Origin of the sequence: Myroides odoratus (assembly GCF_001549985.1) — a bacterium.
Classification (GTDB): Bacteria; Bacteroidota; Bacteroidia; order Flavobacteriales; family Flavobacteriaceae; genus Flavobacterium; species Flavobacterium odoratum_A.
On sequence record NZ_LROZ01000013.1, the window covers coordinates 48,139 to 74,515 of the forward strand.

General features: G+C 36.7%; 19 protein-coding genes. 12 read left to right on the forward strand and 7 right to left on the reverse strand.

Annotated elements, in window-relative coordinates:
* Positions 1-131 precede the first annotated feature (131 nt).
* From AWV75_RS13115 to AWV75_RS13145, 7 genes are all read left to right on the forward strand, one after another.
* Entirely contained in the window at positions 132-692 is a 561-nt protein-coding gene (locus tag AWV75_RS13115; protein ID WP_060874810.1) for a YeeE/YedE family protein, read from the forward strand.
* Between the two features lie 11 nt (positions 693-703).
* Positions 704-1,117: a DUF6691 family protein gene (locus AWV75_RS13120; protein WP_060874811.1), complete on the forward strand. Its 414-nt coding sequence runs from the start codon at positions 704-706 to the stop codon at positions 1,115-1,117.
* An 82-nt stretch (positions 1,118-1,199) separates the two neighbouring features.
* Entirely contained in the window at positions 1,200-1,835 is a 636-nt protein-coding gene (locus tag AWV75_RS13125; RefSeq protein ID WP_060874812.1) for a Crp/Fnr family transcriptional regulator, read from the forward strand.
* 3 nt (positions 1,836-1,838) lie between these two features.
* Positions 1,839-2,630, forward strand: a complete 792-nt coding sequence (locus AWV75_RS13130; protein WP_060874813.1) for a sulfite exporter TauE/SafE family protein — start codon at positions 1,839-1,841, stop codon at positions 2,628-2,630.
* A 75-nt stretch (positions 2,631-2,705) separates the two neighbouring features.
* The gene (locus AWV75_RS13135) at positions 2,706-4,133 is read left to right on the forward strand and encodes an MBL fold metallo-hydrolase (protein ID WP_060874814.1); all 1,428 of its coding nucleotides are present in this window, start codon (positions 2,706-2,708) and stop codon (positions 4,131-4,133) included.
* A gap of 5 nt (positions 4,134-4,138) precedes the next feature.
* A complete protein-coding gene (trxA, locus tag AWV75_RS13140) occupies positions 4,139-4,456 on the forward strand; it encodes a thioredoxin (protein WP_060874815.1) in 318 nt (105 codons plus the stop codon).
* Between the two features lie 208 nt (positions 4,457-4,664).
* A complete protein-coding gene (locus AWV75_RS13145; RefSeq protein ID WP_060874816.1) occupies positions 4,665-7,400 on the forward strand; it encodes a M16 family metallopeptidase in 2,736 nt (911 codons plus the stop codon).
* Positions 7,401-7,462: 62 nt separating this feature from the next.
* Here the strand turns inward: AWV75_RS13145 and AWV75_RS13150 are convergent, their stop codons facing one another.
* Entirely contained in the window at positions 7,463-8,278 is an 816-nt protein-coding gene (locus tag AWV75_RS13150; protein ID WP_060874817.1) for a hypothetical protein, read from the reverse strand.
* Positions 8,279-8,364: 86 nt separating this feature from the next.
* Entirely contained in the window at positions 8,365-10,161 is a 1,797-nt protein-coding gene (lepA, locus tag AWV75_RS13155; protein WP_060874850.1) for a translation elongation factor 4, read from the reverse strand.
* A 339-nt stretch (positions 10,162-10,500) separates the two neighbouring features.
* On the opposite strand from lepA, the gene AWV75_RS13160 reads away from it, so the two are divergent.
* Positions 10,501-11,382, forward strand: a complete 882-nt coding sequence (locus AWV75_RS13160; protein ID WP_060874818.1) for a hypothetical protein — start codon at positions 10,501-10,503, stop codon at positions 11,380-11,382.
* Here AWV75_RS13160 and AWV75_RS13165 read toward each other — a convergent pair.
* Positions 11,365-15,072, reverse strand: a complete 3,708-nt coding sequence (locus AWV75_RS13165) for a metallophosphoesterase (protein WP_060874851.1) — start codon at positions 15,070-15,072, stop codon at positions 11,365-11,367. The genes AWV75_RS13160 and AWV75_RS13165 overlap by 18 nt on opposite strands.
* A 27-nt stretch (positions 15,073-15,099) precedes the next feature.
* Between AWV75_RS13165 and AWV75_RS13170 the strand changes: the two genes are divergently transcribed.
* A complete protein-coding gene (locus AWV75_RS13170; protein WP_060874819.1) occupies positions 15,100-16,257 on the forward strand; it encodes a Pycsar system effector family protein in 1,158 nt (385 codons plus the stop codon).
* On the opposite strand, the gene AWV75_RS13175 is transcribed toward AWV75_RS13170, so the two are convergent.
* Positions 16,238-18,604 carry a hypothetical protein gene (locus AWV75_RS13175; RefSeq protein ID WP_060874820.1) on the reverse strand — a complete coding sequence of 789 codons (2,367 nt, stop codon included), beginning with the start codon at positions 18,602-18,604 and terminating at the stop codon, positions 16,238-16,240. The two genes, AWV75_RS13170 and AWV75_RS13175, sit on opposite strands and share 20 nt — an antisense overlap.
* A gap of 140 nt (positions 18,605-18,744) precedes the next feature.
* Between AWV75_RS13175 and dusB the strand changes: the two genes are divergently transcribed.
* Entirely contained in the window at positions 18,745-19,737 is a 993-nt protein-coding gene (gene dusB / locus AWV75_RS13180; protein ID WP_060874821.1) for a tRNA dihydrouridine synthase DusB, read from the forward strand.
* Positions 19,738-19,935: 198 nt separating this feature from the next.
* Here the strand turns inward: dusB and AWV75_RS13185 are convergent, their stop codons facing one another.
* The 3 genes from AWV75_RS13185 to AWV75_RS13195 all read right to left on the reverse strand — a co-directional run bounded on the left by AWV75_RS13185 (position 19,936) and on the right by AWV75_RS13195 (position 24,108).
* Complete coding sequence (locus AWV75_RS13185) at positions 19,936-20,763, reverse strand: mechanosensitive ion channel family protein (protein WP_060874822.1); 828 nt, start codon at positions 20,761-20,763, stop codon at positions 19,936-19,938.
* 14 nt (positions 20,764-20,777) lie between these two features.
* Positions 20,778-21,977 (reverse strand): aminopeptidase C, encoded by a 1,200-nt coding sequence (locus AWV75_RS13190; protein WP_197429583.1) that lies wholly within the window; start codon positions 21,975-21,977, stop codon positions 20,778-20,780.
* A gap of 229 nt (positions 21,978-22,206) precedes the next feature.
* Positions 22,207-24,108, reverse strand: a complete 1,902-nt coding sequence (locus tag AWV75_RS13195; RefSeq protein WP_060874823.1) for a S9 family peptidase — start codon at positions 24,106-24,108, stop codon at positions 22,207-22,209.
* A 286-nt stretch (positions 24,109-24,394) separates the two neighbouring features.
* Here AWV75_RS13195 and AWV75_RS13200 point away from each other — a divergent pair, with 286 nt between their 5' ends.
* Positions 24,395-25,648, forward strand: a complete 1,254-nt coding sequence (locus tag AWV75_RS13200) for a dicarboxylate/amino acid:cation symporter (protein WP_060874824.1) — start codon at positions 24,395-24,397, stop codon at positions 25,646-25,648.
* Positions 25,649-25,679: 31 nt separating this feature from the next.
* On the forward strand, positions 25,680-26,372 hold the full coding sequence (locus tag AWV75_RS13205; RefSeq protein ID WP_060874825.1) for a DedA family protein: 693 nt from the start codon (positions 25,680-25,682) through the stop codon (positions 26,370-26,372).
* Positions 26,373-26,377 lie beyond the last annotated feature (5 nt).

Here is a 26,377-nt window from a genome sequence, read left to right on the forward strand (position 1 = left end):
TATTTTCTTTTGTTTTTTATAGCTATTGCATGTTCTTCTTCCTCAATTTGAATGGAATGTATCAAAAGTTACTGTACACCAATAAAATAATGTAGAAATTTGCCCTATATAAAATTAAATAGACTTGTTTTATGCATTGGATTTATGAACCTTGGCCTTGGTATATTGGTGGAATATTTATTGCTACAACCTTAGTACTACTCCTTTTTATGGGAAAAACATTTGGTTTTTCTTCCAATTTACGAACGATATGTTCCATGATGGGCGCTGGAAAAACCTGTGACTTTTTCTGTTTTAACTGGAAAGCTCAAACGTGGAATTTACTCTTCTTAGTAGGAACTATACTAGGTGGTTTTATCGCCTATCACTTTTTAAGTGTAGACGCTGCAGCTATTCCTTTAGGAGAAAATACCATCACAAAATTGAACGAATTGGGATTTGAAAGTGCAGGCAAAGCCTATGTTCCTCTAGAATTATTTAGCAACGATGCCTTTTCCTCTATCAAAACCATACTATTGCTTTTAGTTGCTGGTTTTTTGGTCGGTTTTGGATCGAGATATGCAGGTGGATGTACTTCTGGACATGCCATTTCGGGCTTGAGTAACTTCCAATTGCCTTCTCTCATCGCTGTTCTTGGATTCTTTATTGGTGGACTAATTATGGTTCATCTCATTTTTCCTTTCTTATTTTAATTGCATCAAAAATGAAAAAACTAGCTTACTTAGTTGTCGGTATATTATTTGGCATTGGTATGTTCAAATCAGGAGCAGCTTCTTGGTTTAGAATCTATGAAATGTTTCAATTTGACAGCTTCCACATGTATGGAATCATGGGTACAGCCCTTACATTAGCTGTAATGGCCACCCTAATTATAAAAAAGAAAAAGATGAAGGACTTCTCTGGGAATCCCATTATCTTTCCCCCTAAAGAAAAGAGTATTCCTCGTTATTTAATTGGCGGCGCATGCTTTGGATTAGGTTGGGCACTTGGCGGTGCTTGTCCTGGCCCTATGTTTGCTTTATTAGGCGCTGGTTTTTACCCCATTATCATTGCAATTATTGGGGCTTTAGCAGGAACTTGGTTTTATGGATTGGTCAAAAAATGGTTGCCCCATTAAAAATTAGATACAGATGTTCTCCTATTTTTGATACCTAAACCATTTATACTATCTTTAAATCCAAACAACGAGAGGAGTTATTATGGGACATATTATTAGAGAGAAATACCGCAATCTTTTTGAAGAAAAATTGCTAGATGAAATCATTGAAGTATCTACAATTAAAGATTTTACAGAAGGAGAACGCTTAATGGAAATTGGGGAATACATCAAAAAAATTCCTTTATTATTATCTGGTGCAATCAAAATTATACGCGAAGATCAAAAAGAAGGAGAGATTGTACTGTACTATATTGAAGAAGGAGATACGTGTGCGATGACCTTAACGTGTTGTTTAGGAGAGACGAAGAGTCAAGTGCGTTCGATTGCAGAGAAAGACGGGAGCGTCATCTTAGTTCCTGTAAGTAAAATGGACGACTGGCTCGTTCGTTATAAAAGCTGGCGCAACTTTGTTTTAAACAGCTACAACAACAGAATGAATGAGTTGTTAGTTGCTGTTGACAGTCTGGCTTTTATGAATATGGAAGAACGCTTATGCAAATTACTCCAAGACAAAGCTAAAATCTACAACAGCAAATTCATTCACAATACACACCAAGAACTCGCTGATGAATTGAATACCTCCCGAGTTGTGATCTCTCGTATTTTAAAGACGTTAGAAAATAAAGGAATCATTCGTTTAAATAGAAAATACATCGAATTACTCCAAAACACGTAAACTATGGATATAGAAATTGTCGGTTATGCTTTAGCTCTTTTAGTTGGTATTTCACTGGGCTTAATTGGCAGTGGAGGGTCTATCTTAACGGTGCCTATCTTGGTGTATATTTTAAAGATAGAGCCTTTTTTAGCAACCGCCTATTCTCTATTTATTGTTGGCTCGACTGCTTTAGTTGGAGGTGTACAGAATGCCATTAATCGCAAGGTAAACTACAAGTTGGTCGTGCTCTTTGGTCTCCCCTCTCTACTGGCCGTTTATGTAATGCGGGCGTATGTATTGCCTTTAGTTCCTAATGTAATCGCTATTGGGTCACTGAATCTATCCAAGAATGTAGTGCTCATGGTGCTTTTTGCCCTCGTGATGTTTGCATCCGCTATGAAAATGATTCGCCCCAAAGCCATAATCCAAAATCAAACACAATCCCAACCTCAACAAACTCAATTGATTCTACAAGGAATTCTCATTGGAATAGTTGCAGGAACCGTAGGGGCTGGTGGAGGTTTTCTAATTATTCCGGCCTTAATTTTATTTGCCAATATCAGTATGAAAGAAGCGGTGGGCACCTCCTTATTTATCATCGCGATTCAATCGTTATTCGGTTTTTTAGGCGATGTTAGCAATCCGCTACTAGATTGGAACTTATTACTGACATTCAGTGCAATTTCCATCGTTGGAATATTTCTGGGGATATTTCTAACGCGTTATATCCCAGATAATAACTTAAAAAAAGGATTTGGCTATTTTGTATTACTAATGGCCCTATACATTTTTAGCAAAGAAGTGTTTTTCTAGTTTGTAACTTTGGTTACAGCACAATTCAAAACATCTTCTTACTTTTACTATATCAATTAAAAATAAACACGACTTATGAAGATAGAACAAATTTATACTGGATGTCTAGCACAAGGTGCTTACTATATAGAGAGTAATGGCGAAGTGGCTATTATTGACCCCCTACGTGAAGTACAACAATACGTAGACAAAGCAACAAAAGATCAAGCGACAATCAAATACATATTCGAAACGCATTTTCATGCTGATTTCGTGAGTGGACACGTTACTTTAGCTGAAAAAACAGGAGCTCCAATTGTGTATGGACCTAATGCTAATCCAACATTTAAAGCACATATTGCTACAGATGGTGAAGTATTTAAATTGGGGAATATTACAATTACAGCGCTACATACACCCGGGCATACCATGGAAAGTACCACTTATCTATTAAAAGATGAAAACGGGAAAGATCATGCTATTTTCACAGGTGATACGCTTTTCTTAGGTGATGTAGGTCGTCCTGATTTAGCACAAAAGGCAGCTAGTTTAACACAAGAACAATTAGCCGCTACGTTATACCACAGTTTGCGCGATAAAATCATGCCTTTAGCGGATGATGTTATTGTTTATCCAGCACATGGAGCAGGATCTGCTTGTGGAAAAAACTTGAGCAAAGAAACGGTAGGAACATTAGGGGACCAAAAACAAAACAATTATGCTTTACGTGCAGATATGACGGAAGCAGAGTTTGTCAAAGAGGTAACGGATGGTTTATTACCCCCTCCTGCTTATTTTCCATTAAATGTCAAATTAAACAAAGAAGGATACGAAAACGTGGAGCATATCATCAGCAACAATAAAGCTTTACAACCCAACGATTTTGAAGTATTAGCCGATGAATCGGGTGCTTTATTACTTGATGTTCGATCAGCGACTGATTTTGCACAAGGGCATATTCCAGGGTCTATTTTTATTGGATTAGATGGCCAATTTGCACCATGGGTAGGAGCGTTAATCACAGATATTAAACAACCTATTTTAATCATTGCGCCTGAAGGACGTGAACAAGAATGTATCATCCGTTTATCTCGTGTGGGCTATGACAATTCGTTAGGTTATTTAGCAGGTGGTTTCAACGCATGGAAAAATGCAGGCAAAGAATATGATACGATTCAACAAGTAACAGCAAATGAGTTAGAAGCAGCCATGCAAGCAGGAGATATCTCTATTTTTGACGTAAGAAAACCAGGAGAATACGCTTCCGCTCATATTGATTACAAAAACCTTAATCATACCCCGTTAGATTTCTTAAATGATCATCTAGCAGCATTCCCAACAACAGGTCATTTTTACATTCACTGTGCGGGAGGATATCGCTCGCTAATTGCGGCTTCTATCTTGAAAGCAAGAGGATACCACAATATGATTGATGTAATTGGCGGATTTGGCGCGATTAAAAATACAGGTATTGCTTTAGCAGACAACAGCTGTACCTCTACTTGTTCTTCCAATTTAAAATAAAAACAATGACAAAATTTGAAACGTTAATTCAATCCGATCAATTTGTACTGGTTGACTTTTTCGCTACTTGGTGCGGCCCTTGTAAAATGCAGGCTCCTGTACTAGAAGAAGTAAAAGCCCAACTACAAGATGAGATTACAATTATCAAAATTGACGTAGATAAAAATCAAGCGCTAACGGCGCAATACAGTACCCAATACAACATGAGAGGCGTTCCAACCTTACTATTATTTCGAGCAGGCAAACTCTTATGGAAACAATCAGGCTATACGGATAAACAAACCTTGTTGCATTATTTTAACGAGTATAAAAACAAGTACTAATCCGTTCACCCTTGTTTTTCTGAATAAAATCATTGAGCACTTAGCTAACGCTAGGTGCTTTTTTTATATCTAGTTAATATACCTAAAAACCTAAATATTTGTTAATGAGTAACAAAAAATTTAAAACAACTACTAATCTTTAAGGATTGGTATGACGAATATCAATTCAACTAATATTTACAACCCAAACTATTATAAAACAATTTAAATGAAAAGAATTTTTTACACGCTTGTACTAGTCGGTGCAATTGGGTTCACCAATTTCACTGTAGCCCAACAAAAGAGTAAAGCATCTTTTGTAAAACAAGTGGAAGACATTAAAGAATACAAACTGAGCAATGGCCTTCAGGTTTTATTACTTCCCGATGCTTCCCAAAACAATTTAGTTGTAAACATTGTTTACAAAGTAGGTTCTAAACACGAAGGATATGGTGAAAAAGGGATGGCTCACTTATTAGAGCACATGCTTTTCAAAAGTACTAAAAACTTAGGCGACATCAAGAAAATGCTCTCGGATAAAGGAGGAGCTGCCAATGGTACGACTTACTACGATAGAACAAATTATTATGAAGTATTCCCTTCAACAGATGAGAATCTATCGTGGGCTTTAGAAATGGAAGCCGATCGTATGATCAATGCGACGCTGCTACAAGAAGATTTAGATAAAGAATTTTCAGTTGTGCGCAATGAATTTGAGATTGGAGAAAACGATCCAACTAGCGTACTAATGGAGCGTACAATCAATACGGCCTATTTATGGCATAACTACGGTCTAAGTACCATTGGATCAAAAGAAGATATTGAGCGTGTAAAAACACCTCAACTAAGAAGATTCTACGAGAAATACTACCAACCAGATAATGCTGTTCTAGTCGTAGCAGGTAAATTTGACGAAGCAAAAGCGATTGGATTTATTGAACAATACTTCTCTGTTATTCCTAAACCTACGCGTGTATTGGATGAAATCTTAACAGTAGAACCAGCACAAGATGGTGAAAAATACATTGAAGTAAAACGCAATGGAGATAGTAAGCACATCCAAATGGCTTATCATACTGCTTCTTATGCAGATAAAGATTTTGCTGCTTTAGAAGCCTTAGAACACATTTTAAACAATGATCCATCAGGGTATTTACACCAAGCCTTAGTGGAAACTCAAAAAGTATCTTCACTTTGGGCCTATAGTCCAACAGTAAGAGATGCCAGCTTTATGCTCTTCAACTTCGATGTACCGAATGATAAAGATCAAGTCAAAACGCTAGCTGAAATTAAAGCTGAAGTAGCAAAAATTGGCGATATCAACTATACACAAGAGGATCTTGACCGTGCAAAAACAAGCCTTTTAAAGGATATTGAATCACTGCACAACAATACCATTGGTACAGCAATCAATCTAACGGAAATTATCGGTTCAGGAGATTATCGCCTAGGGTATTTACACCGTGATAATGTTGAAAACTTAACAGTAGAAGACATCAAACGCGTAGCGAAAAAATACTTTAAAGACAACAACCGTACGGTAGGTTTATTTATTCCAACCAAAGACGAAGTAAGAGTAAAACCTGCGGAATTCTTAAATACGGATATCAATACCTTAGTAAAAGATTATACAGGGAAAGAGAAATCACAGGATATTAGAGAATTTGCTCCAACTATCGCTAATTTAGAGCAAAACTATACTTCGGGTCAATTGAGCAATGGACTGAAATATGGTATTATTGACAAGGATTTAAAAGGAGAAAAAGTAAATATCTCTATTTCAATTCCAGTTGGAAATCAAAAAGATTTACACAACAAACAATACATCGGATCACTTGCGGCATCTATGTTAACAGCAGGAACAAAAACCTTATCTAAACAAGAAATTAAAGATAAGTTAGACCTATTGAAATCAAGTGTTTCTATTCGTTTCGCTGGACAAAACATTATGATTTCTGTTTCATCTTACCGCAATACAATCAAAGAAACAATGGATATCTTAAATGATGTATTGAAGAATCCGGTATTCCCAGAAAGTGAATTGACGAAAATAAAATTAGAATACACGACGTATTTAGAAGGAAACTTAAATGATCCTCAAACCGTTGCTTTCAATAAATTGTCACAAATGACATCCAATGAAGCGAAGGGAAGTATTTTCTATTCGTCTTCTACACAAGAAGATATTGATGGTTTCAAAGCGGTTACTATTCCTGAGATCAAAGATTTCTACAATAAATTCTTTGGTGCAAACAATGGAGTTGCTACTGTAATCGGTATCCAAGATCAAGCAGAAGCAAAAGGATTATTAGAGCATGTTTTAGGAAACTGGAACAACCAAGCTAAATTTGAAAGAGCATATCCTACGTTCTTTGCAACAAAACAAGGAAAAGAAATTATCCAAACACCAGACAAAGAAAATGCGGCTGCGGTAGGTAGTTTAAACTTCCAAATGAACCGCACAAACCCAGATTATGCAGCATTAACGTTTGCGAATGAAGTAATGGGTGGAGGGTTCATGACCGCTCGTATTCCACAGCGTCTACGCGAAAAAGAAGGAATTAGCTATGGTGCTGGTACTTCTTTATCTATTCCTAATGATGTGAAAAACGACAATTCAAGCTGGATGATTTATGCGTTCTTAAATCCGACTAAACGCACGGAAGTAGAAACAGCAATCAACGATGAGTTTGCTAAATTAGTTGCCAATGGAATTACAGAGGACGAATTAAAAGCAAACAAAACAAGCTGGAAAAACGCAAGACAAACGAACTTAGGTAGCGACAATTATTTACTGTCTTTATCAAATATGCGTTTGATGTATGATACGCCATTTAGCGATTTCGACAAATTAAATGCGGAGATTGATAAATTAACTGTAAAACAAGTGAATGCTGCAATTAAAAAATACTTGCAACCTTCAAAATTCACAACCATTTACGTGGGTGATTTTACTAAAAAATAAATCCATAAAAAAACCTCTTGAGATTCAAGAGGTTTTTTTTATCCTTTTTATTTCGACTTTTTTTAGCAGCTAAAATCGACGCTAGACATTCCGGCTAAATAGAGGATGTGTTTTGCCCCTTTTGAAAGGTACACTTCCATTTGCTTTTGTTCATAATGCTCAGAAGTATCAAAAACAAAGTCCAAATTCCCATCCCCATCTAAATCACCAACAAACAATAATTGAACGAAGGTGTCATTGAAACTTGGGATATCGAGCACCAATTGTTCTCCTCCTCCATCAACACTTACATACAACTTGTAGTTGTCAAACTTTTTATAGGTCTTTTCCGCCTCTGAATCATCCGTATAGATATACGAGTCCACTTGTTTACCTTCCGCTCTTAAAACGTACGTTTTGCCCTTAAAAACATAGGTTTGAGGCTCACCTGGCCAAAGTGGTGTTTTTGGTATCGCTAACGGTTCTTTTTTCCCTTTCAAAATAGCTTTGGTGTCACTAAAAAAGAATAGCGGTTCTAGTTCCTCATCTAGTGGAAAAACACCGATTGCATCTGATTCCGTACATTCATTTTTCATTTCAAGCATTTCATACTTGATGCGTTGAACCTTAAACTGTCCACCCTCCACTAACAGAGCCAACCAAGAATCATTCATCTGTTTCACTTCTGCTTCGTGGAAATCCTTGTCGTAGTACATCGGTAATAAAAGGTCGATGACCTTTTTCTCCTCTTTGTCTACCATGGTTTTCGTTACAGGAGTCTCTGCCTCTTCTAAATTGCCACGTTCTACTGCTTCTGCTGGTTTTTCAACTGGTTTTTGTTCGGTGTCTTTACACGCCCACAAAGCGAATAGACACAACATTACGATTACTTTTTTCATAGCTTTTTATCGATGGTTCACTTATTTAATACAAAAAAAAGACTATCTCAAGTTGAGATAGTCTTTATATCGAACGAATAATCGTTTTAGTCGTTTAATTTTAATACAGCCATAAAAGCTTCTTGCGGGATTTCTACGTTACCTACTTGGCGCATACGTTTCTTTCCTGCTTTTTGTTTTTCTAGTAATTTACGTTTACGAGAAATATCCCCTCCATAACATTTGGCTGTAACGTCTTTACGCAACGCTTTTACTGTTTCACGTGCAATAACTTTTACACCAATAGCCGCTTGAATAGGAATATCAAACTGTTGACGTGGGATTAATTCTTTTAATTTCTCACACATTTTCTTTCCAATGTGATATGCATTATCTGCGTGCATTAAAGCAGAAAGTGCATCCACTACGTTTGCATTCAACATCACGTCTACTTTTACTAAGTTTGATGTACGCATTCCAATTGGTGAATAGTCAAAAGAAGCATATCCTTTAGAAACCGTTTTCAAACGATCATAGAAGTCGAATACAATCTCAGCCAAAGGCATATCAAACATCAACTCTACACGGTCTTCTGTTAAATAGGTTTGGTTGGTGATGATTCCGCGTTTCTCAATACACAAACTCATTACTGGTCCAACGAAGTCCGATTTTGTAATAATAGTTGCTTTGATATAAGGCTCTTCTACTCGTTCTAATTTTGATGGTTCTGGTAAATCTGACGGGTTATTTACCACGATTGGTGTTTCTGGGTTCTTCTTCGTATACGCTAAATACGATACGTTGGGAACCGTTGTAATTACCGTCATATTGAACTCACGCTCTAAACGCTCCTGGATAATCTCCATGTGTAACATTCCTAAGAATCCACAACGGAAACCAAATCCTAAAGCCGCAGAACTCTCAGCCGCAAAAACCAAAGAAGCATCGTTCAATTGCAATTTCTCCATCGAGTTACGCAATTCTTCATAATCCTCTGTATCTACAGGATAAATCCCTGCGAATACCATTGGTTTTACGTTTTCAAATCCCTCAATCATATTTTGAGTTGGCACCTTCGCATCTGTAAGGGTATCCCCTACTTTCACTTCTTTGGCTTCTTTAATTCCTGAAATTAAATAACCTACGTCACCACTTGAGATTTCTTGTTTCGGTACTTGATTTAATTTCAACGTACCAATTTCATCAGCAAAGTATTCTTTACCAGTAGCCATGAACTTAATTTTCTGACCCTTTGTAATTTTTCCATTAATCACACGGAAGATTACTTCAATCCCTCTAAATGGATTGTATACTGAATCGAAAATCAACGCTTGTAGAGGTTCTTCTACATTTCCTTTTGGCGCAGGAACTCTTTCAATAATTGCTGCTAATATATCTTCAACTCCTAATCCTGTTTTACCAGAAGCAGGAATAATTTCTTCATAATCACAACCTAATAGGTTTACAATATCATCACTTACTTCTTCAGGATTTGCACTTGGTAAGTCAATTTTATTTAAAACAGGAATAATCGTTAAATCATTCTCTAATGCTAAATAAAGATTTGAAATCGTTTGTGCCTGAATACTTTGAGCCGCATCAACAATTAATAACGCACCTTCACAAGCCGCAATAGATCTAGAAACTTCGTAAGAGAAATCTACGTGTCCTGGTGTGTCAATTAAGTTTAATATATATTTTTCGCCTTTGTATACGTACTCCATTTGGATGGCATGAGATTTAATTGTAATCCCTCTTTCACGCTCCAAATCCATACTGTCCAAAAGCTGATTTTGTTGCTCACGCGCAGTTACCGTTTGTGTAGCATCTAACAAACGATCTGCTAACGTACTCTTACCATGGTCAATGTGAGCAATAATACAAAAGTTTCTAATGTTCTTCATCTTGGTTATATCCATTATTATAAGATCAATAAAGTAAAAAAGTCAGAAGAAATAGGACTTCTTAACCCCCTGATCTAAGTTGTAAGGCTTTCGTTTTATTTCAATTACAAACAATACACCTATATTTTGCAAATATACTTTAAAGTTTGAATTTTTTGACGCGATATTCACTTTTAATCACGAGAAATTATACGTTTTTTTTACCATTTGCAATATCCTTGGAACGAATCCCTTTATCTGCTTCCAAAAATCTCTTTTATCTAGCGACAATAATCCCGCTAGTTCATTCGTTTACTATAAAGTTTTTCCGTAATTTAGAGTACAAAAATTTACGCTAACATGAAAAAATATTTCCCTGCCCTTTTATTCGTCTTTTCTTCTTTTGTAAGCTGTAGTCAAAAGAGTGATCTTGTACAAGATTTCGCAATACTTCCGCCCTATTTAAAAGAAGTTTCAGGCATGTCTTACGACGCTCAATCCCATTCTTTTTGGGTACTTCAAGACAGTGGAAACAAAAGCGAATTATATCAGATTGATTCCTTAGGTCATGTGATGCATACCCTGAAAGTGAAAAATCAAAAAAATAACGATTGGGAAGAATTGGCTTCTGATCCGGCAGGTAATTTATACATTGGTGATTTTGGCAATAACAAAAACACCCGAAAAAACTTACAGATTATCAAAATCAACAAAGATCAACTTCAAAATGAGGAAACGGAAGCTGCATATGTCATCACCTTTGACTATCCAGAGCAAAAAGAATTCCCTCCTAAAACAACGGAGCTATTCTACGATGCAGAAGCTTTCTTTTTCTACGATGATCACTTTTATCTCTTTACCAAAAATAGAAGTAAAGCCTTTGACGGTACTTCCTTGGTATATAAAATCCCCAATGTAGCAGGGCATCATCAAGCGGAGTACGTACAAACCTTTAGAGGTTGTAATGTGTATAAGCATTGTGCTATTACAGGAGCTGCGATTAGTCCAGATCAAAAGACATTTGTATTACTATCTCATACCAAACTTTGGGTGATTGACAACTTCAATCCCAATGCTATTTTAGATGGTAAAATTGAAGAACACAAATTACACCATGACACCCAAAAAGAAGCTGTCACCTTTGGAGATGACAGCACCTTATATATTTCCGATGAAGTAAAAAAGAAATCGGGTGGTAAAATTTACAAGTTAGACTTGAATCAATTAAAACCCAAACCCTAGGCCAAAGACAAATCGGCCTCCATCTTTACTGTAAAAATACGAGCAATGTAGCGTTGCTTGTTCGATTGCATTTACCCATAATCCTGCTCCGTATGCATTGTGCCATTTGGAAGAACTTTCTTCTGGGGTCCATACTCGTCCATAATCAAAACCTGCATATAAGCCATAGGACATTGGAATAAATCCAGCCGTAAACTGCCCTGCATTAAAGCGCAAATCAGTCGTTTGCACAAACGATGTTTTTCCTGTAAAACGTTCGGGTCTAAATCCTCTTAAATTAGTATTTCCACCAATAGTTGCTCCGTGGTAGAAGTCATAATTAGAATTCAATCTCGTTTGATAGGTAAAATTCGTCGCCAGGATTAAACGCTCACTGCGCTCTAAATAATGAGCAAAACTTACTTTCGCATCTAAGAACGGGAAGTTTTGCTTACTATCTTCTAAATTCGTTCTCCAACCCACTGTGGTATAGAAAGCAAAACCTTTGGTTGGATTTGCGGCGTTGTTGTACTGTTGGAAATCATAGGTTGCCTGAATGGTTCCGTATTGTTGGAAGTCAAATACCTTTTGATCGACTAAATCCGGGCTACTCGTAATGAAACGATTGGCTTTATCTTGTACCTTCATCGCTTTATACTCTACATTGAATTCAAACGAATCTCCATTTTTTCCTTGAAATTTATATCCTGGTGCTATTGCATAACTTTGGATTCTCACTCGCTTATATTCATCCCCCATTTCTTTGTCAAAATAATGCGTTTCGTTTCCTATGCCATAGTAATTCACAGCGAAATTAGGGCTCGTAGCTTTTGCGTTTAAGGTGAACCCCCAGTTGTTTGTTGCATTCGGGAAATGCCCTGCATATTCTGCCTCTACCCCTTTGGTATTAAACGAATAAAACCCTTTAATTGTGTGTTTAGCAGCATAAGGGTCTTGAACGAAATTTGAACGTTTAGACGAATATAAAAAACCTAACTTCACTCCATCTTCGGGGTTATAACCAACATTGGGCAATAACATATTCACCGTTAATGGCAGTTTCTCGTAATTGAAATTATTTAAATCATAGCGGTTGGTAAAATAGTGTTTCGTTTTTTTACCCACCTGCGTTAATTCATTTTGCTTATCAGCATAATCGTAAACAACTACTTTTTTACTGTTTTCAATTTGGAACGTATCTTTGTTTTTTCCTCCAATTAAGCGCAACTTAATTTTTGCTTTTTCATCTCCTTGCACGAGGAAGGTATCTTCATCATTCAACCCATAAATCCAAATTTCCTTGGTCTCTTTTGGGTCATACGTCTTTTCAAAGACTGTTTCTTGTCCTGATTTTTTATCTCTTAATTGAACCAAGTGAACGCTTCCATCTTGGTTGCGATTCACTTTAAAAGTATCTTTTTTATCAGTTCCAGACAGCATCACGTATTTGCGCAATTCACGGTAATATTTTGGCACAAAATCCGCTATTTTTTTCTTGCGTTCTTTCAACACATACTTGATGTGTTCCACATCTTTTCCCTGTACTTCTTTAGGCAATTTGGCAAAAATATTTTCAATACTTTCATCATCTAAATCCTGTACAATTGACGTCGCTTGCTCTACCCAATCTTCTTCCGTTGTTGACTTCAACAAGTATTGATCCAGCGGAAATGCCGTATGATTGATCCAACGCGGATGAGCAAAATCAGTCGTGTAATTTTGCATGTGACGCAACATAGGTAACTTTTTAATCAGCGATAATAAAGCACCATCAATTTTAGCAAATGCCTGATCTCGATCTCGAGGTACTGGGCGATAAATGACTTTATCCCCTTCTTTGAACTCAGACCATCTCCACTGATCTCCATGTCGATCCCAATCCCCAATGAGCATATCAAAAATTCGAGCACGCAGATACATGGATTCATCTATCGCATATTTCTCATCTTTTCTCAAATTAGCAATTACATCCGTTGTACTGATAATCTTTGCTGCATTTCCAAAACTTTCTTCTTCATGACCTTCACTCGGACGCTCTTCAATCATATACAATTCATCTCCATATTTGCCATTAAACGCACCTAGTGCCTGTTGTTTTGGAATATAGTACAGCTCTGGATTGGTGTGATAAATACCCACTTTAGACGATAAATCACCTATGATGAAAGGTGTATAAGGATGTGCTGTGGTATAAAAATCATAGATAAAGCCTTCCGCCCATGTATCGTCAAACGAATCCATTACATAATTATCTCGGAATACGGCGGTTTGTAAAAAGCGCGAAACACTTTTTCGCACGCCACGCATCACATATTGTGTCCCATTTTTATCTTCTAAACGCAGCGATAGCGATTGATTTCCTCCCCCTGAGATTAATGGTTTTAAGCCTCCTTTAAGCGAGTCCAAATTTCCAATAGGTGCCAGGATTGATTGTCCATAAGTTGAACGATAGTGATCTCCCCACAGAAAACGATAAAAACCACTTTTTTGTGTCCATTTTTCGGGATAAACACTGGTTACTTTTGCTTCCATAGTTGGTGCGCCAAAAGAAGTAGTTACTTCTTGTTCTGGTTGAAAAATTTGCTGTTCCCAAATTGGTGTATGTTGCCCATTTTCGAAAGCATGAAAACGTACAACTGCATTTTTATCCACACCTATTTCCAAAGCAGCATAGCCTAATTGTCCAGCAGAAAAACTGCCTTTCTCAATCGCTCTTGCTGGAGATAAATCCCCTAAAGCCCCACTAACAATCTGCTTTACCCCTTCTTTTTCGTGGTATTGCATATTTCGTTCATGTCCCGAAACGAGTACAACATTGTCATACATTTGCGCCATTGTTTGCAAGCGTTTGTTCAAGGCATTATACTTTTTACTTTGCAAATCTTGCGTATTAATTCCCGAAACAGCACGCGTATAATTAATCAATGAACCTAGAACAGGCAAAGGGATCTTCTTTTCAAAAGGATATAAATGATCTTGTAAAGAAAAGTATCCTCCGTGATTTCCTGTACTATACACTGGATGATGCAGTGCTAAAACCACGATTCTATTTTGGTTTTTATTGATTTCTCCTCTTAATTCATCAAAGAAATCTTCCCTAGTTTTGATGTCGCAGTCCTCATTCATATTGGGTTGTTGATCCCAGTTTTCCAAATACCATTGGCTATCTACCACAATTAATACGGTTTCATCGTTGATTTTCAATCGTTCGAATCCACAAACTTTACGCGGCAATAGTGCTTTTTTATCTTCTAAATTAGCAGTCAAATACTTGGAGATATCTTTGATTCCCTCATATCCTTTTTTCCATTCGGCTTCTCCATTGATAAAAACAGTTTCTCCCCTAAATTGTTTTGCCCAATCCACGGCAGTACGCAACTGTGCATCTTCTTCGTTTTTGAGCTGTTTTTTTTGTATATTATCTCCTAACAAAACCAAGGTCGATTTTTTATCGGCCTGTTTAAATACTTGAGTCAACTGTTCTAGATGGGCTTGTTCTTCTTGCGATTTTGCAGCTAGTAAACCACCAACAAAATAATAGGTATGGGCAATTTCAACACTATTCTTGCGTTCTATCTCTGCACTAGCAATATTATTCCCTCGCTGTTGAGGGCTTAATGTTGCACAAGAATACGAGAAGATCAAAAGAAGAAAATAAGCCACGGGCTTAATTTTTATGCGCTTATCGGGATTTTGACTAAATAATTTCATATTTTTAGACATCAAAAGAGGGTTGCTATGACTATTTTACAAAAAGTTGAAGAATATATCTTTCAACTATACAAAGATACATTATCACGACAATATACCTACCATAATTTCCAACATACTACACGCGTAGTGAATGGTTTAGAGGAAATATTACAAAATGTAGTTGTAAGTGAAAGAGATGCCTTAAACTTAAGGTATGCTGCTTGGTTTCACGATATTGGCTATATACAATCTTGTACAGAACACGAAAAAAATGGAGCCCTAATTGCTGAAGCCTTCTTACAAGAACAAGGAATTGAAACAGAAGACATTGAAAGTATCAAAACCTTAATTCTAGCTACTAAATTAGAACATACCCCATCCAATCTTTTAGAATGCATCATTAAAGATGCGGATTTCTCTCATCTTGCAGATAGTGATTACATTGAAATCAGCGATTTATTACTACAAGAAATGACGTGTACGTGTAATCTCAACTATTCTCAAGAGGAATGGAATCAACAAAATTTAAATTTCTTATTGTATAAACATCGTTTTTATACAGACTATGCTCGTCAGTACTGGCAACCGAAAAAACAACAGAATATTTTCAGTATTTCTGACCGTATTGAGAAAGACAAAAAGAAAAAGAAGAAAGCCAATAAAAAAGAACATTTTAGATCTATTGATACGTTATTTCGCACCACCTTGCGCAATCACACCCAATTGAGTGCCATTGCTGATCGAAAAGCGAATATTTTACTTTCAGTCAATGCTATCATTATTTCGATTTGCTTGTCTACTTTAATTCCAAAGTTAGATAGCCCTTCTAATGCGCATTTAATTGGACCTACTTTTACGCTGGTTTTCTTTAGTGTAGCCACTATTATTTTTGCTATTATGTCTACAAGACCTAAAGTAACTACAGGTACTTTTTCACAAGAAGAGCTTGATAATCACACGGTCAATTTACTGTTCTTTGGCTCATTTCACAAAATGCCATTAGATCAGTACTACAAAACCTTGAGAGACTTAATTCGCAAAGAAGAAAATATTTACGAGGCCTTGACGACTGATTTATACTACCTTGGTAAAGTGCTGAATAGAAAATACACCTTATTGCGTATTACCTATACCATTTTCACCGTAGGTATATTAGCTTCCGTAATTGCTTTTGTATTGGCTTTTAAAGGTATTGGTTTCTAAGGAAATTAACCATTAACTGCTGATAATCCAGTGCCTCCAGATTGTAATCGAGATTCACTAAAACACGAAGACCAATAAGACCTGCAACTCCTTGTAAGTCTTCCACTTCAAAAGCCTGAATCTCCGATTGCAAAAGTCCTACTTGTTGTAAATACTTGATATAGGCCATGTACTCATCGCGATCTGCATGAGAGGCAAATACAATAGCAATGCTCTTCGGTTGTACAATGCGTTCCTCTGAGTTTTGAATGACAGCTTTATCTAATCGTTTTTTAATAATCTCATAGCGTGTATTGTAGGATCCATCAATATCAAAGCGTTTTTCATCCATGCGGAATTGAATACTCAAGGAAGCATCATACACCATAATAAGGGAAGTTGCATCCATTGGAATTTCATCTTGAATATTGTTGCGATAATGAATGCACATTTGTTCTGCCATCACCTGTAATTGCCACAATCTCAGATTCTGCAAATAGGTAATATCAAATGCGCGATCCGGACAAATCGAATCGCCAATGTAAATATTGTGTTCTACCCCATCGGTTTTAAATCGCTCATAATAATGCGGATACACAGCCTGAGCCTCCTTTTGTCGCTTATCTAAAATATCAGAATAGCATTTATTAATACGCCCTATTTGCTTGTCAAATACTTTTCGATAGCGGTAATACACATCCAATTCATAATCGACATAACCGAAATACGTATTCAATCGCTCTGTATTGAAAAGATAACTCTCCTTTTGCAACAAAGGATGTATTTCTTCTCGAATATACGTTTGAATGCGCTGTTCAAGTCCAGAATAAAAGTGATTTTTCACTTGTTTATTATAGGCTTTCAGCTTCAAACGGTGTTTCTCTAATAAAATATTTTCTACTTCTTTGGCGTAATCATCCAACAAATAAATTAATTGATCCAATTGAGAGCGCAAATCTTTTCGAATCGCATCATTTCTCAATTGACTGGATCCTTTGATATCAATCTCCCCATATAACGGAAATACATCTGGAAATACAATAGGAGTTAAGATATAGTTTCTATCTGCTACACTGTCAATGTAGTTTTTCTGTGCCTCTTCTAAGAATTTCCAATATACGCTTGGGTGAATCGTAGTATACTCACGTTGAATAATCGCCTCAATGTGATTCAAGGCATCTGCTCTTACGCGTTCCATGGTTTCGGAGATAATGGGCATCAGCTCATTTAATTTTTGTGCATTGACACTGTGTAAATCGCGTGGATTACTCGATACAATTTCCAGCACCCCTTCAATCCCTGTTGAGGTAATGATAGGGCTAAACAAACAGCTTCGAACTCCTTTTTGCAACAAGTTTACACACATTTCACGGTGCTCCTCATTGTTTATTTCTTCCGCCACATCGGAAATAGTAAAATATTGTTTTTGTATCATCAAACGGCGGTATGCTTGTGCGGAGACCACAATTTGACTTTGCTCTTCGTTGAGCAAATAGCTCTGCACAATCATGACGTTTTTGAGCTCCATTTGGGTCGTTTTATCCCCTTGAAGCACTGTTAATCCAATTTTCAAATCAGGTAATTTAAAAATGGAACTAAACAATTGATTGACAAAATCACCTAAAGGTTTGCGCTGCAATTCTGTTTTCAAAAAACTTTCTTTCAAAAGAGAAAGTGCATTTTCAAAAGTCACATCGACCAAACTCAGCAAACCAAATCCTTTGAGATTCCAACTTTTTTGAGGAAAATAGCGCTGCCATAATTCAAAGTCATCGTAATTGTCCTGCAGCAATTCAATATCTTTCTGCGTGAGCATTACTGCATTTTTCCTTGGAACTAACTCTACAAAATCGGCATTATACAACACGCGATAATATCGTATAATCCCGCGTTTATCCGGTAATTCGATAAATAGCGGTTGTGTCAAATCAAATGTTGCCTTGAAATAGTAGTTCATAATGATACAACAACAGGCGATATAGTATTCATTTTGATCGAAATTTCTTATTTCTCCGTTGTACTTCCCTCCTGCATCTTCTATAATCTGTTTGAATCGCCTCGTGTGATTAAACATGATGTTTTGGAAGGGCATAGAAACCGCTTTAATTTCATTATCCGATAAAGCAGAAGGAAAAATAACATCAAACAATTCCTTCACTAAAACTTCAGTCCCATCTGTAGATGATGCTTCAATGGCTTCAATATCAATGTGTAATTGTTGATTCGCTCTTGACAATAAATCTTCGTAATATGCTTTTTTATAAGGATTTCCATCTTCTTTTGCAATAAAGTTCATCAACTCTTCTTTGATCTTATCAAAAGAAAATTCAATATGGAAAGGGGTCAATTCAAAAGCTTTTAATCTCATGTCGTTTGGTGCTATAAAGGTTTAAAGATACGGAATCCTTGAGTTTTAATTCGTTTTTGATTGCAATTATCTGCTGCAAAAAGTTATAAAAGAGGAAAAAATAAAATATTGTACTTTTGCAGGAAATATCGAAAACGATTATGATTAAAATTGGCAATATAGAACTACCTGATCATCCGCTTCTTTTGGCTCCTATGGAAGATGTGAGTGATCCTCCTTTTCGTCGCTTGTGTAAAAAACACGGCGCGGATTTAATGTATTCAGAATTTATCTCCTCTGAGGGATTGATTCGAGATGCAATAAAGAGCAAGATGAAATTGGATATTTTTGATTACGAACGTCCTGTTGGTATTCAGATTTTTGGTGGTGATGAAGAAGCCATGGCGATGTCCGCACGTATTGTTGAAACAGTTCGCCCAGATTTAGTAGACATCAACTTCGGCTGTCCTGTGAAGAAAGTTGTTTCTAAAGGCGCTGGTGCAGGAGTATTAAAAGATATTGACTTGATGATTCGCTTAACCAAAGCTGTGGTAACTAGCACCTCATTGCCTGTTACCGTAAAAACGCGTTTGGGCTGGGACGAAGAGTCGATTAACATTGACGAAGTAGCTGAGCGCTTACAAGATGTTGGAGTACAAGCCTTGACAATTCATGCGAGAACTCGTGCCCAGATGTACAAAGGACATTCAGATTGGACGCATATTGAGCGCATCAAAAACAACCAACGCATTAAAATTCCCATTTTTGGAAATGGAGATATTGATAGCCCACAAAAGGCATTAGAATACAAAGAAAAGTTTGGATTGGACGGCATGATGATTGGTCGTGCAGCGATTGGATATCCTTGGATTTTTGACGAAATAAAGCATTATTTTCAAACAGGAGAGCTACTTGCCCCTCCAACAATTAAAGATCGCTTAGAAGCTGCTAAAAACCATTTAATTTGGTCTATGGAGTGGAAAGGAGAACGCTTGGGGATTGTAGAGATGCGTCGTCACTATACCAATTACTTCAAGGGGATTCACAGTTTTAAACCACATCGTTTGAAATTGGTTACCACAGATGACGTTACAGAATTACTAAACTTGTTTGATCAGATTGCAGAAGAATATAAAGATTACGTGATTGAGTAGTTATGAGTGATGGGTTATGAGTGAACGTCCCTAAATATGGTTGACCGTTTTAAAAATATAAAAAAAGACCTCCAAGGAGGTCTTTTTTTATTTTGAAAGTCACTCATGACTATTCTCATCGTCTCACTATCTCATCGTCTCACCATCTCATCGCCTCACCATCTTCTCTCCCTTTTCTCATTTCACCTTTCCATTAAACTATTTCGTTTTATCCGAAACAATATGCAAATCACGTTGTGGGAATGGTATTTCAATATTGGCTTCATCCAACGCCACTTTTACAACCTGTTGGATTTCATAAACTGTATTCCAGTAATCTGCTTTACCAATCCATGTACGCACGTTTAAATCTACTGAACTATCGCCTAATAGACTAACAAATACAAGAGGTGCAGGCGTTTGAAGTACCGCTTTATGTTTAGCTAAAGCATTTAAAATAATAGTTTGAGCTTCTTTGATATTTTCGTTATACCCAATACCTACAACAAAATCATGACGTCTGGATGTAATTTCAGAATAGTTTGTGATGACAGAGTTTGCTAATGGTCCATTCGGACTAAATATTTTTAATCCAGTTGGTCCCGTTAAGGTCGTGTAAAGCAAATCAATTCGCTCTACTGTTCCTTCCGTTCCACTTGGGTTGGAGATATAATCCCCTACTTTAAAAGGCTTGAATAATAGCACCAAAACACCTCCGGCAAAATTCGACAAACTCCCTTGTAAAGCCAAACCAATCGCCAAACCAGCAGAAGCAAAAATAGTTGCAATACCCGCCACTTGGAATCCCATCGTTGCTGCTACAATAATCAGTAAAATGATATATAACGTAGCTTTTACCACACTTAATAAAAACCCTCTTAAGGATAATTCTACGTCTCTTTTCTCAAGACGTCTGCGAATTAACTTTAAAACGAGTTTGACTAAATAAGACCCTATTCCCAATATAACCAGCCCCAATAATATTTTGGGTATCGCTTGCCACATTGACTCTAGCATTTTTTCTAATCCTTGTAATACAATTTCCATAGCTTTCTTTTTTTTTAGATTTTCAATTTCTTCTTCATGTCTTTAGATAAAGCATCTTTATGTACCATGAAATCTGTCGTTTTGTATTTTACATACTCTTTTGACATGTACATATAGCCTTGGTGGTCATTTGAAATTCCCCAAGAGTTTTTCACAATATAGAACTCACGCCCTTGTTGATCTTTTGCAATTCCAACGATATGCATTCCGTGATCATCTGTTGTTGAATAGTTGTCAAATGCCTCTTGACGCATTTCCGCAGTTACTTTGCGTTCTGGTTTTGGTCCATTAAAGATTTCTTTGCGCTCATCTTCATTCATGTCATCCCAATCTTTTTCAGGAACATAGGCAATACCATTTTTCCAGCTGAAATATTTTTCGCTTACGTCTCCGCCCCAAGCTACAGTATATCCATTGTTGATGGCTAAATCAATAATATCTGTCATTTCATTAACGTGTACGTTATACACTTGATCAAATGCCCAGTTATCAGGTACCAATAACACAAATTTGTCATAGTATGGGTAGTTCATATCTGAACCAATTTCGATATAATCATCTGGATTAATTCCTACTACTTCGCTTGCAAAGGTTTGCGGTGTATATTCTTTTCCTTCCCATTTGAATTTCGTTGGGGCTTCTCCTAAATACGCATCAATAACAGCAGTATATGCTTTTTGCCAGTTTGGCGTTAATTTCCCATTTGGATTTGAAACCACTGCTTTTAACACCCCTTCTTGGATGGCAGCCATTTCACCAAATTGGTTTTTCTTTGTTCCGTAATTTAATCCTGTATATACTTCTTGTGGTACCGCTCCATACATGCGATACATATTCATCACATCGTGAAACGCTCCACCATCTCCTAGGGTTACAGCACCTTGCATGCGCACGTACATCTTCCCTTTTTCAATATAAGCATTACGCGCAGAATAAATTTGCGAAAGCTCTACAGGGCGTTTTCCCATACGCATCATTTCTGATTCGATGAAAGAATTGGCAGAATAACTCCAACAAGTTCCTGAAGATCCTTGATTTTTAATGGATGTATTTTCTATATCTACGACTGGTTTAAACTGAAAAAGCTCCTTGCTTTTATCACTTACGTTTAATTTTAATGCATTAACAAGATTGTCTTGTGCAACAGTAGTTGACGCTGTAATAACAGATAAAACTGCCGTCAACACCCATGATTGGATCGTTTTTTTATTCATTGTAATTGTTGTTATAGTCGTAAAGATAAAAAAAACATCAGAAATGACCTTGAAACTAGTAGAAAAACCCTTCACCAGGATCACGATCAACACGATCAAGTCTAACTACTTCATTGGATTGATCTGCTCTTCCTTTTTATTTTTTTGCGAAGAGCTCCAAGTACACATAAAAAAAAGAGAGTTGCTTCATCAACAACTCTCTTTTTTATGTGATTTATAATCAATCCACTTATAGTGTTTCTTTCAACCAACGGAAGAATTCACCTTGCCAAACTTGTGCGTTTTGCGGTTGTACTACCCAGTGATTTTCCTCTGGTAAATACAAGAATCTACTTTTGATTCCTCTTAATTGTGCTGCTTGGAAGGCCTCTTGTCCTTGTCCAATTGGCACGCGGTAATCTTTACCTCCTTGGATAATCAAGATTGGTGTATTCCACTTATCCACATTATTGATTGGGTTAAAGTTTTGGATTGCATTTTGTGCATCTTTATTGTCTTTTTCCCAGTATGCTCCACCGGTATCAAAATTAGGGAAGAATACTTCTTCTGTTGTTCCATACATACTCACTAAGTCAAATACACCACAGTGAGAAATAAATGTTTTGAAGCGATTTTCGTGAATACCTGCTAAATAGAATACCGAATACCCGCCATAGCTTGCTCCAATTGCTCCTAAACGAGCCTTATCTACATAGTTTTCTTTTGCAACATCGTCAATCGCTGCCAAGTAATCTTGCATTGGTTTTCCACCCCAATCTTTGCTAATTGCTTCGTTCCATTCTACCCCGTGTCCTGGCATACCTCTGCGGTTTGGCGCTACGATAATATATCCTTCAGCAGCCATCAATTGGAAGTTCCAACGGAACGAATAAAATTGAGATAAAGCAGATTGTGGTCCTCCTTGTGCGTATAATAACGTTGGGTATTTTTTATTTGGATCAAAGTTCGGCGGATAAACAACCCATGTTACCATGTCTTTTCCATCTACCGTTTTTACAATGCGTTTTTCACTTTTACTCAACGCAAGTTTTGAATAAATTTCATCGTTTACTTTCGTAATTTGATTCCATGATTTTTTCTTTAAGTCATAAGAAAAAATTTCTGTTGCGTGGTTGAAATCTGTACGAGTTAACACCACTTTATCTCCGTCAAATCCAACGATTCCCGTAACGTCAAAGTTACCATCTGTCAATTGTCTAACTACGGGTGCAATGCGTTTTAATCCAGGGAAGTTTACTTCAAACAATTGAACTGTTCCGCCAACTGCAGCTACGAAATACACTTTGCTCCCATCTTTGCTCCACTTATAACTATCTACTGTTCCATCCCAGTTAGCTGTTAAGTTTTGCTCCACATCACCCATGCGTACGATAATGTCATTCTTATCAGCCTCATACCCATCGCGCTTCATTTGCAACCAAGTCAAATGACCTTGTGGCGAATACGTTGGATGTGTATCATACCCAACATTTGATTCTGTCAAGTTTTTTGTTTCTTTCGTCGCTAAATTATACTGATACAAATCTGTATTTGTACTCAATGCATAATCCGTTCCAAATTTCTTTTTAGAAACATATACAATTGATTGACCATCAGGAGCCCATACGTAATCTTCAGCACCACCAAATGGTTTTTGTGGAGCATCATACGGTTCCCCTTGCATGATATCAATTTTGCTGTCTTTATTATCTTTTGCTGCATAAAACACATGGTTGTGTGTTCCATCATTCCAAGTATCCCAGTGTCTGTAATCCAATCCATCAAATACATAAGCATCCGCCTTTTGCATCGTTGGATATAAATCTTTTCCTAAAACATTGTTGATTTTTACAGCTTCATCAAATACAACGTGTTTTCCATCAGGCGAAATAGTCGCATCACTTACTAGCTCTTTATAGCTTTCTATTGCTACCGGTTTTCCTCCTGTTAATGGAATCTGATACGTTTTAGAATTAAAACTATTTTCTTCCACGTTAGCATGAGTCACCTTATAAATAAGATTTTTTCCATCCTTTGAGATTCCCACAGGACTCACTCTTCCTAATTTCCACAAGAGTTCTTTTGTCATTACATCTTGAGCAAACACATTGAAACAGGCTAAACTCAAGGCGAATAAAACTATTTTTTTCATATTCAGTAGGTTTATTGAGCGGTAAATTTACTGTTTTCTTTTGATTAAAACAGAAGCTTATCTTCTTCAAACTGTTAAACAAGGACAGAAAGTCTACATCCAAAACTTGGATAAAATCACAATTTCACCTGCAAATCCATCAAATTTATCCATAGAATATCCAACAAATCGAAAAAAAACATCAAGATTCAACTAGATTGGACTACAATTTGAAGTGTTATTTTTATCTAAAACATAGAATTATTATAAAAATAATAACTATTTTCACGGACAAATTTTTTCACCTATGAAAAACAATAAACTTTTTATTGCTATCATCATCGCCTTAGTTTTAGGTGTTATTTTCGGGAGTATCATCCATTACTCACTTCCTGAATACATTGCCGGTTTTGCACAAAACATTAAATTACTAGGGACCATCTTTATTCGATTGGTTCAAATGATTATTGCCCCTTTGGTTTTCTGTACACTTGTTGTTGGAATTGCGAAGATGGGCGACATGAAAATGGTAGGTCGAGTGGGAGCGAAAGCAATGGGATGGTTTATTACAGCCTCGTTGGTATCCTTAGGCATTGGACTAATCCTTGTTAACTGGTTTAAGCCAGGAGCAAATGCGAATTTCAACTTAGATAATACCTCCTCTGCCAACGATTTATTAACGAAAACAAATGCTTTAAGTCTTCAATCCTTTGTTGAACACTTAATTCCAAAAAGTATTTTTGAGGCTTTTTCCCATAATGAGATCTTACAAATTGTAGTTTTCGCTGTCTTTTTTGGTATCGCTTTGGCGAGTCTAGGTAAGAAAGGGAAAGTCGTTATCAAATTATTTGATCGCATTGCAGAAGTTGTACTAAAAATGGTGACTTACATCATGTGGACTGCTCCATTAGGGGTTTTAGGTGCTATTGCAAGTGCTGTTGCGCTTTATGGTTTAAGCATCTTCTATACCTACGCTAAATATTTATTGGCCTTTGTGAGCGGTTTAATTGTCCTGTGGGCGGTTTTAATCCTCGTTGGGTACCTAATCCTCGGAAAAGAAGTTTGGCGCCTGTTAAAGACAATTAAAGAGCCTTTATTGATTGCCTTCTCTACCACAAGTAGTGAGGCCGTATTCCCTAAACTGGTAGAACAGTTAAACAAATTTGGTTGTTCTCCAAAAATCGTATCGTTTACTTTGCCTCTTGGTTATTCATTTAACTTAGACGGAAGTATGATGTACCTAACCTTTGCCAGTATCTTTATTGCACAGATTTACGATGTGCCCATGACACTAGGCGATCAAATATTGATGCTATTGGTATTAATGGTAACAAGTAAAGGAGTTGCAGGTGTACCCCGTGCTTCCTTAATCGTCATTGTAGCCACTTGTGCCATGTTTAATATTCCACCTGAAGGAATTGCTTTTATTTTACCGATTGACCACTTCTGTGATATGGGAAGAAGTATGACTAACGTATTAGGAAATGCGCTGTCTACAGCTTCTATTGATAAATTTGAAAACAACGACAATAACCCAACACCATCACTTACTGAGAATTAAAAAACACAATAAGACAGAATAAAAACAAACTATGGACGAATTTCACATCTCACAATTAATCAATCCTGAGTTCTATATCAATTTACAGATTGCGGGGCATTCTATTGGAATCTACGTTGTACTTTTTATTGTATTTGCCGAAACAGGTTTATTTGCTGGTTTCTTTCTACCAGGAGATAGTTTACTGTTCTTAGCAGGTATCTACAGTACCGCTTTAATGCAGGAATTATTTCAGATAGAAAGCGACTTTTTAAATGTAGCCCTCCTATCGACTTTGGTTGCTTTGGCCGGGATACTCGGGAATACCTTTGGCTATTGGTTTGGTGCCAAGAGCGGGAATTACCTCTACAACGTAAAGGACAACTTCATATACAAGAAAAAATACTTATACGAATCAAAAGTATTCTTTGAAAGACATGGTGGAAGAGCGATTATCTTTGCTCGTTTTTTACCCGTTGTAAGAACATTTGCTCCTATCATTGCTGGAATTGTTCGCATGGATATTAAACGTTTCATGATATACAATGTAATCAGTTCATTTTTATGGGCGACAACATTGATCTTTGCAGGACACTACCTACAAGTTTGGCTATTAGATAGCTATGGAATTAACTTAAAAGATTACATCGAATATATCGTATTGTTTTTAGTGTTAGTCACTACTTTACCAATCATCATTAAATTGGCTAAAAGAAAGAAAAGCAATACCGTAGTAGAAGAATAAAAAAC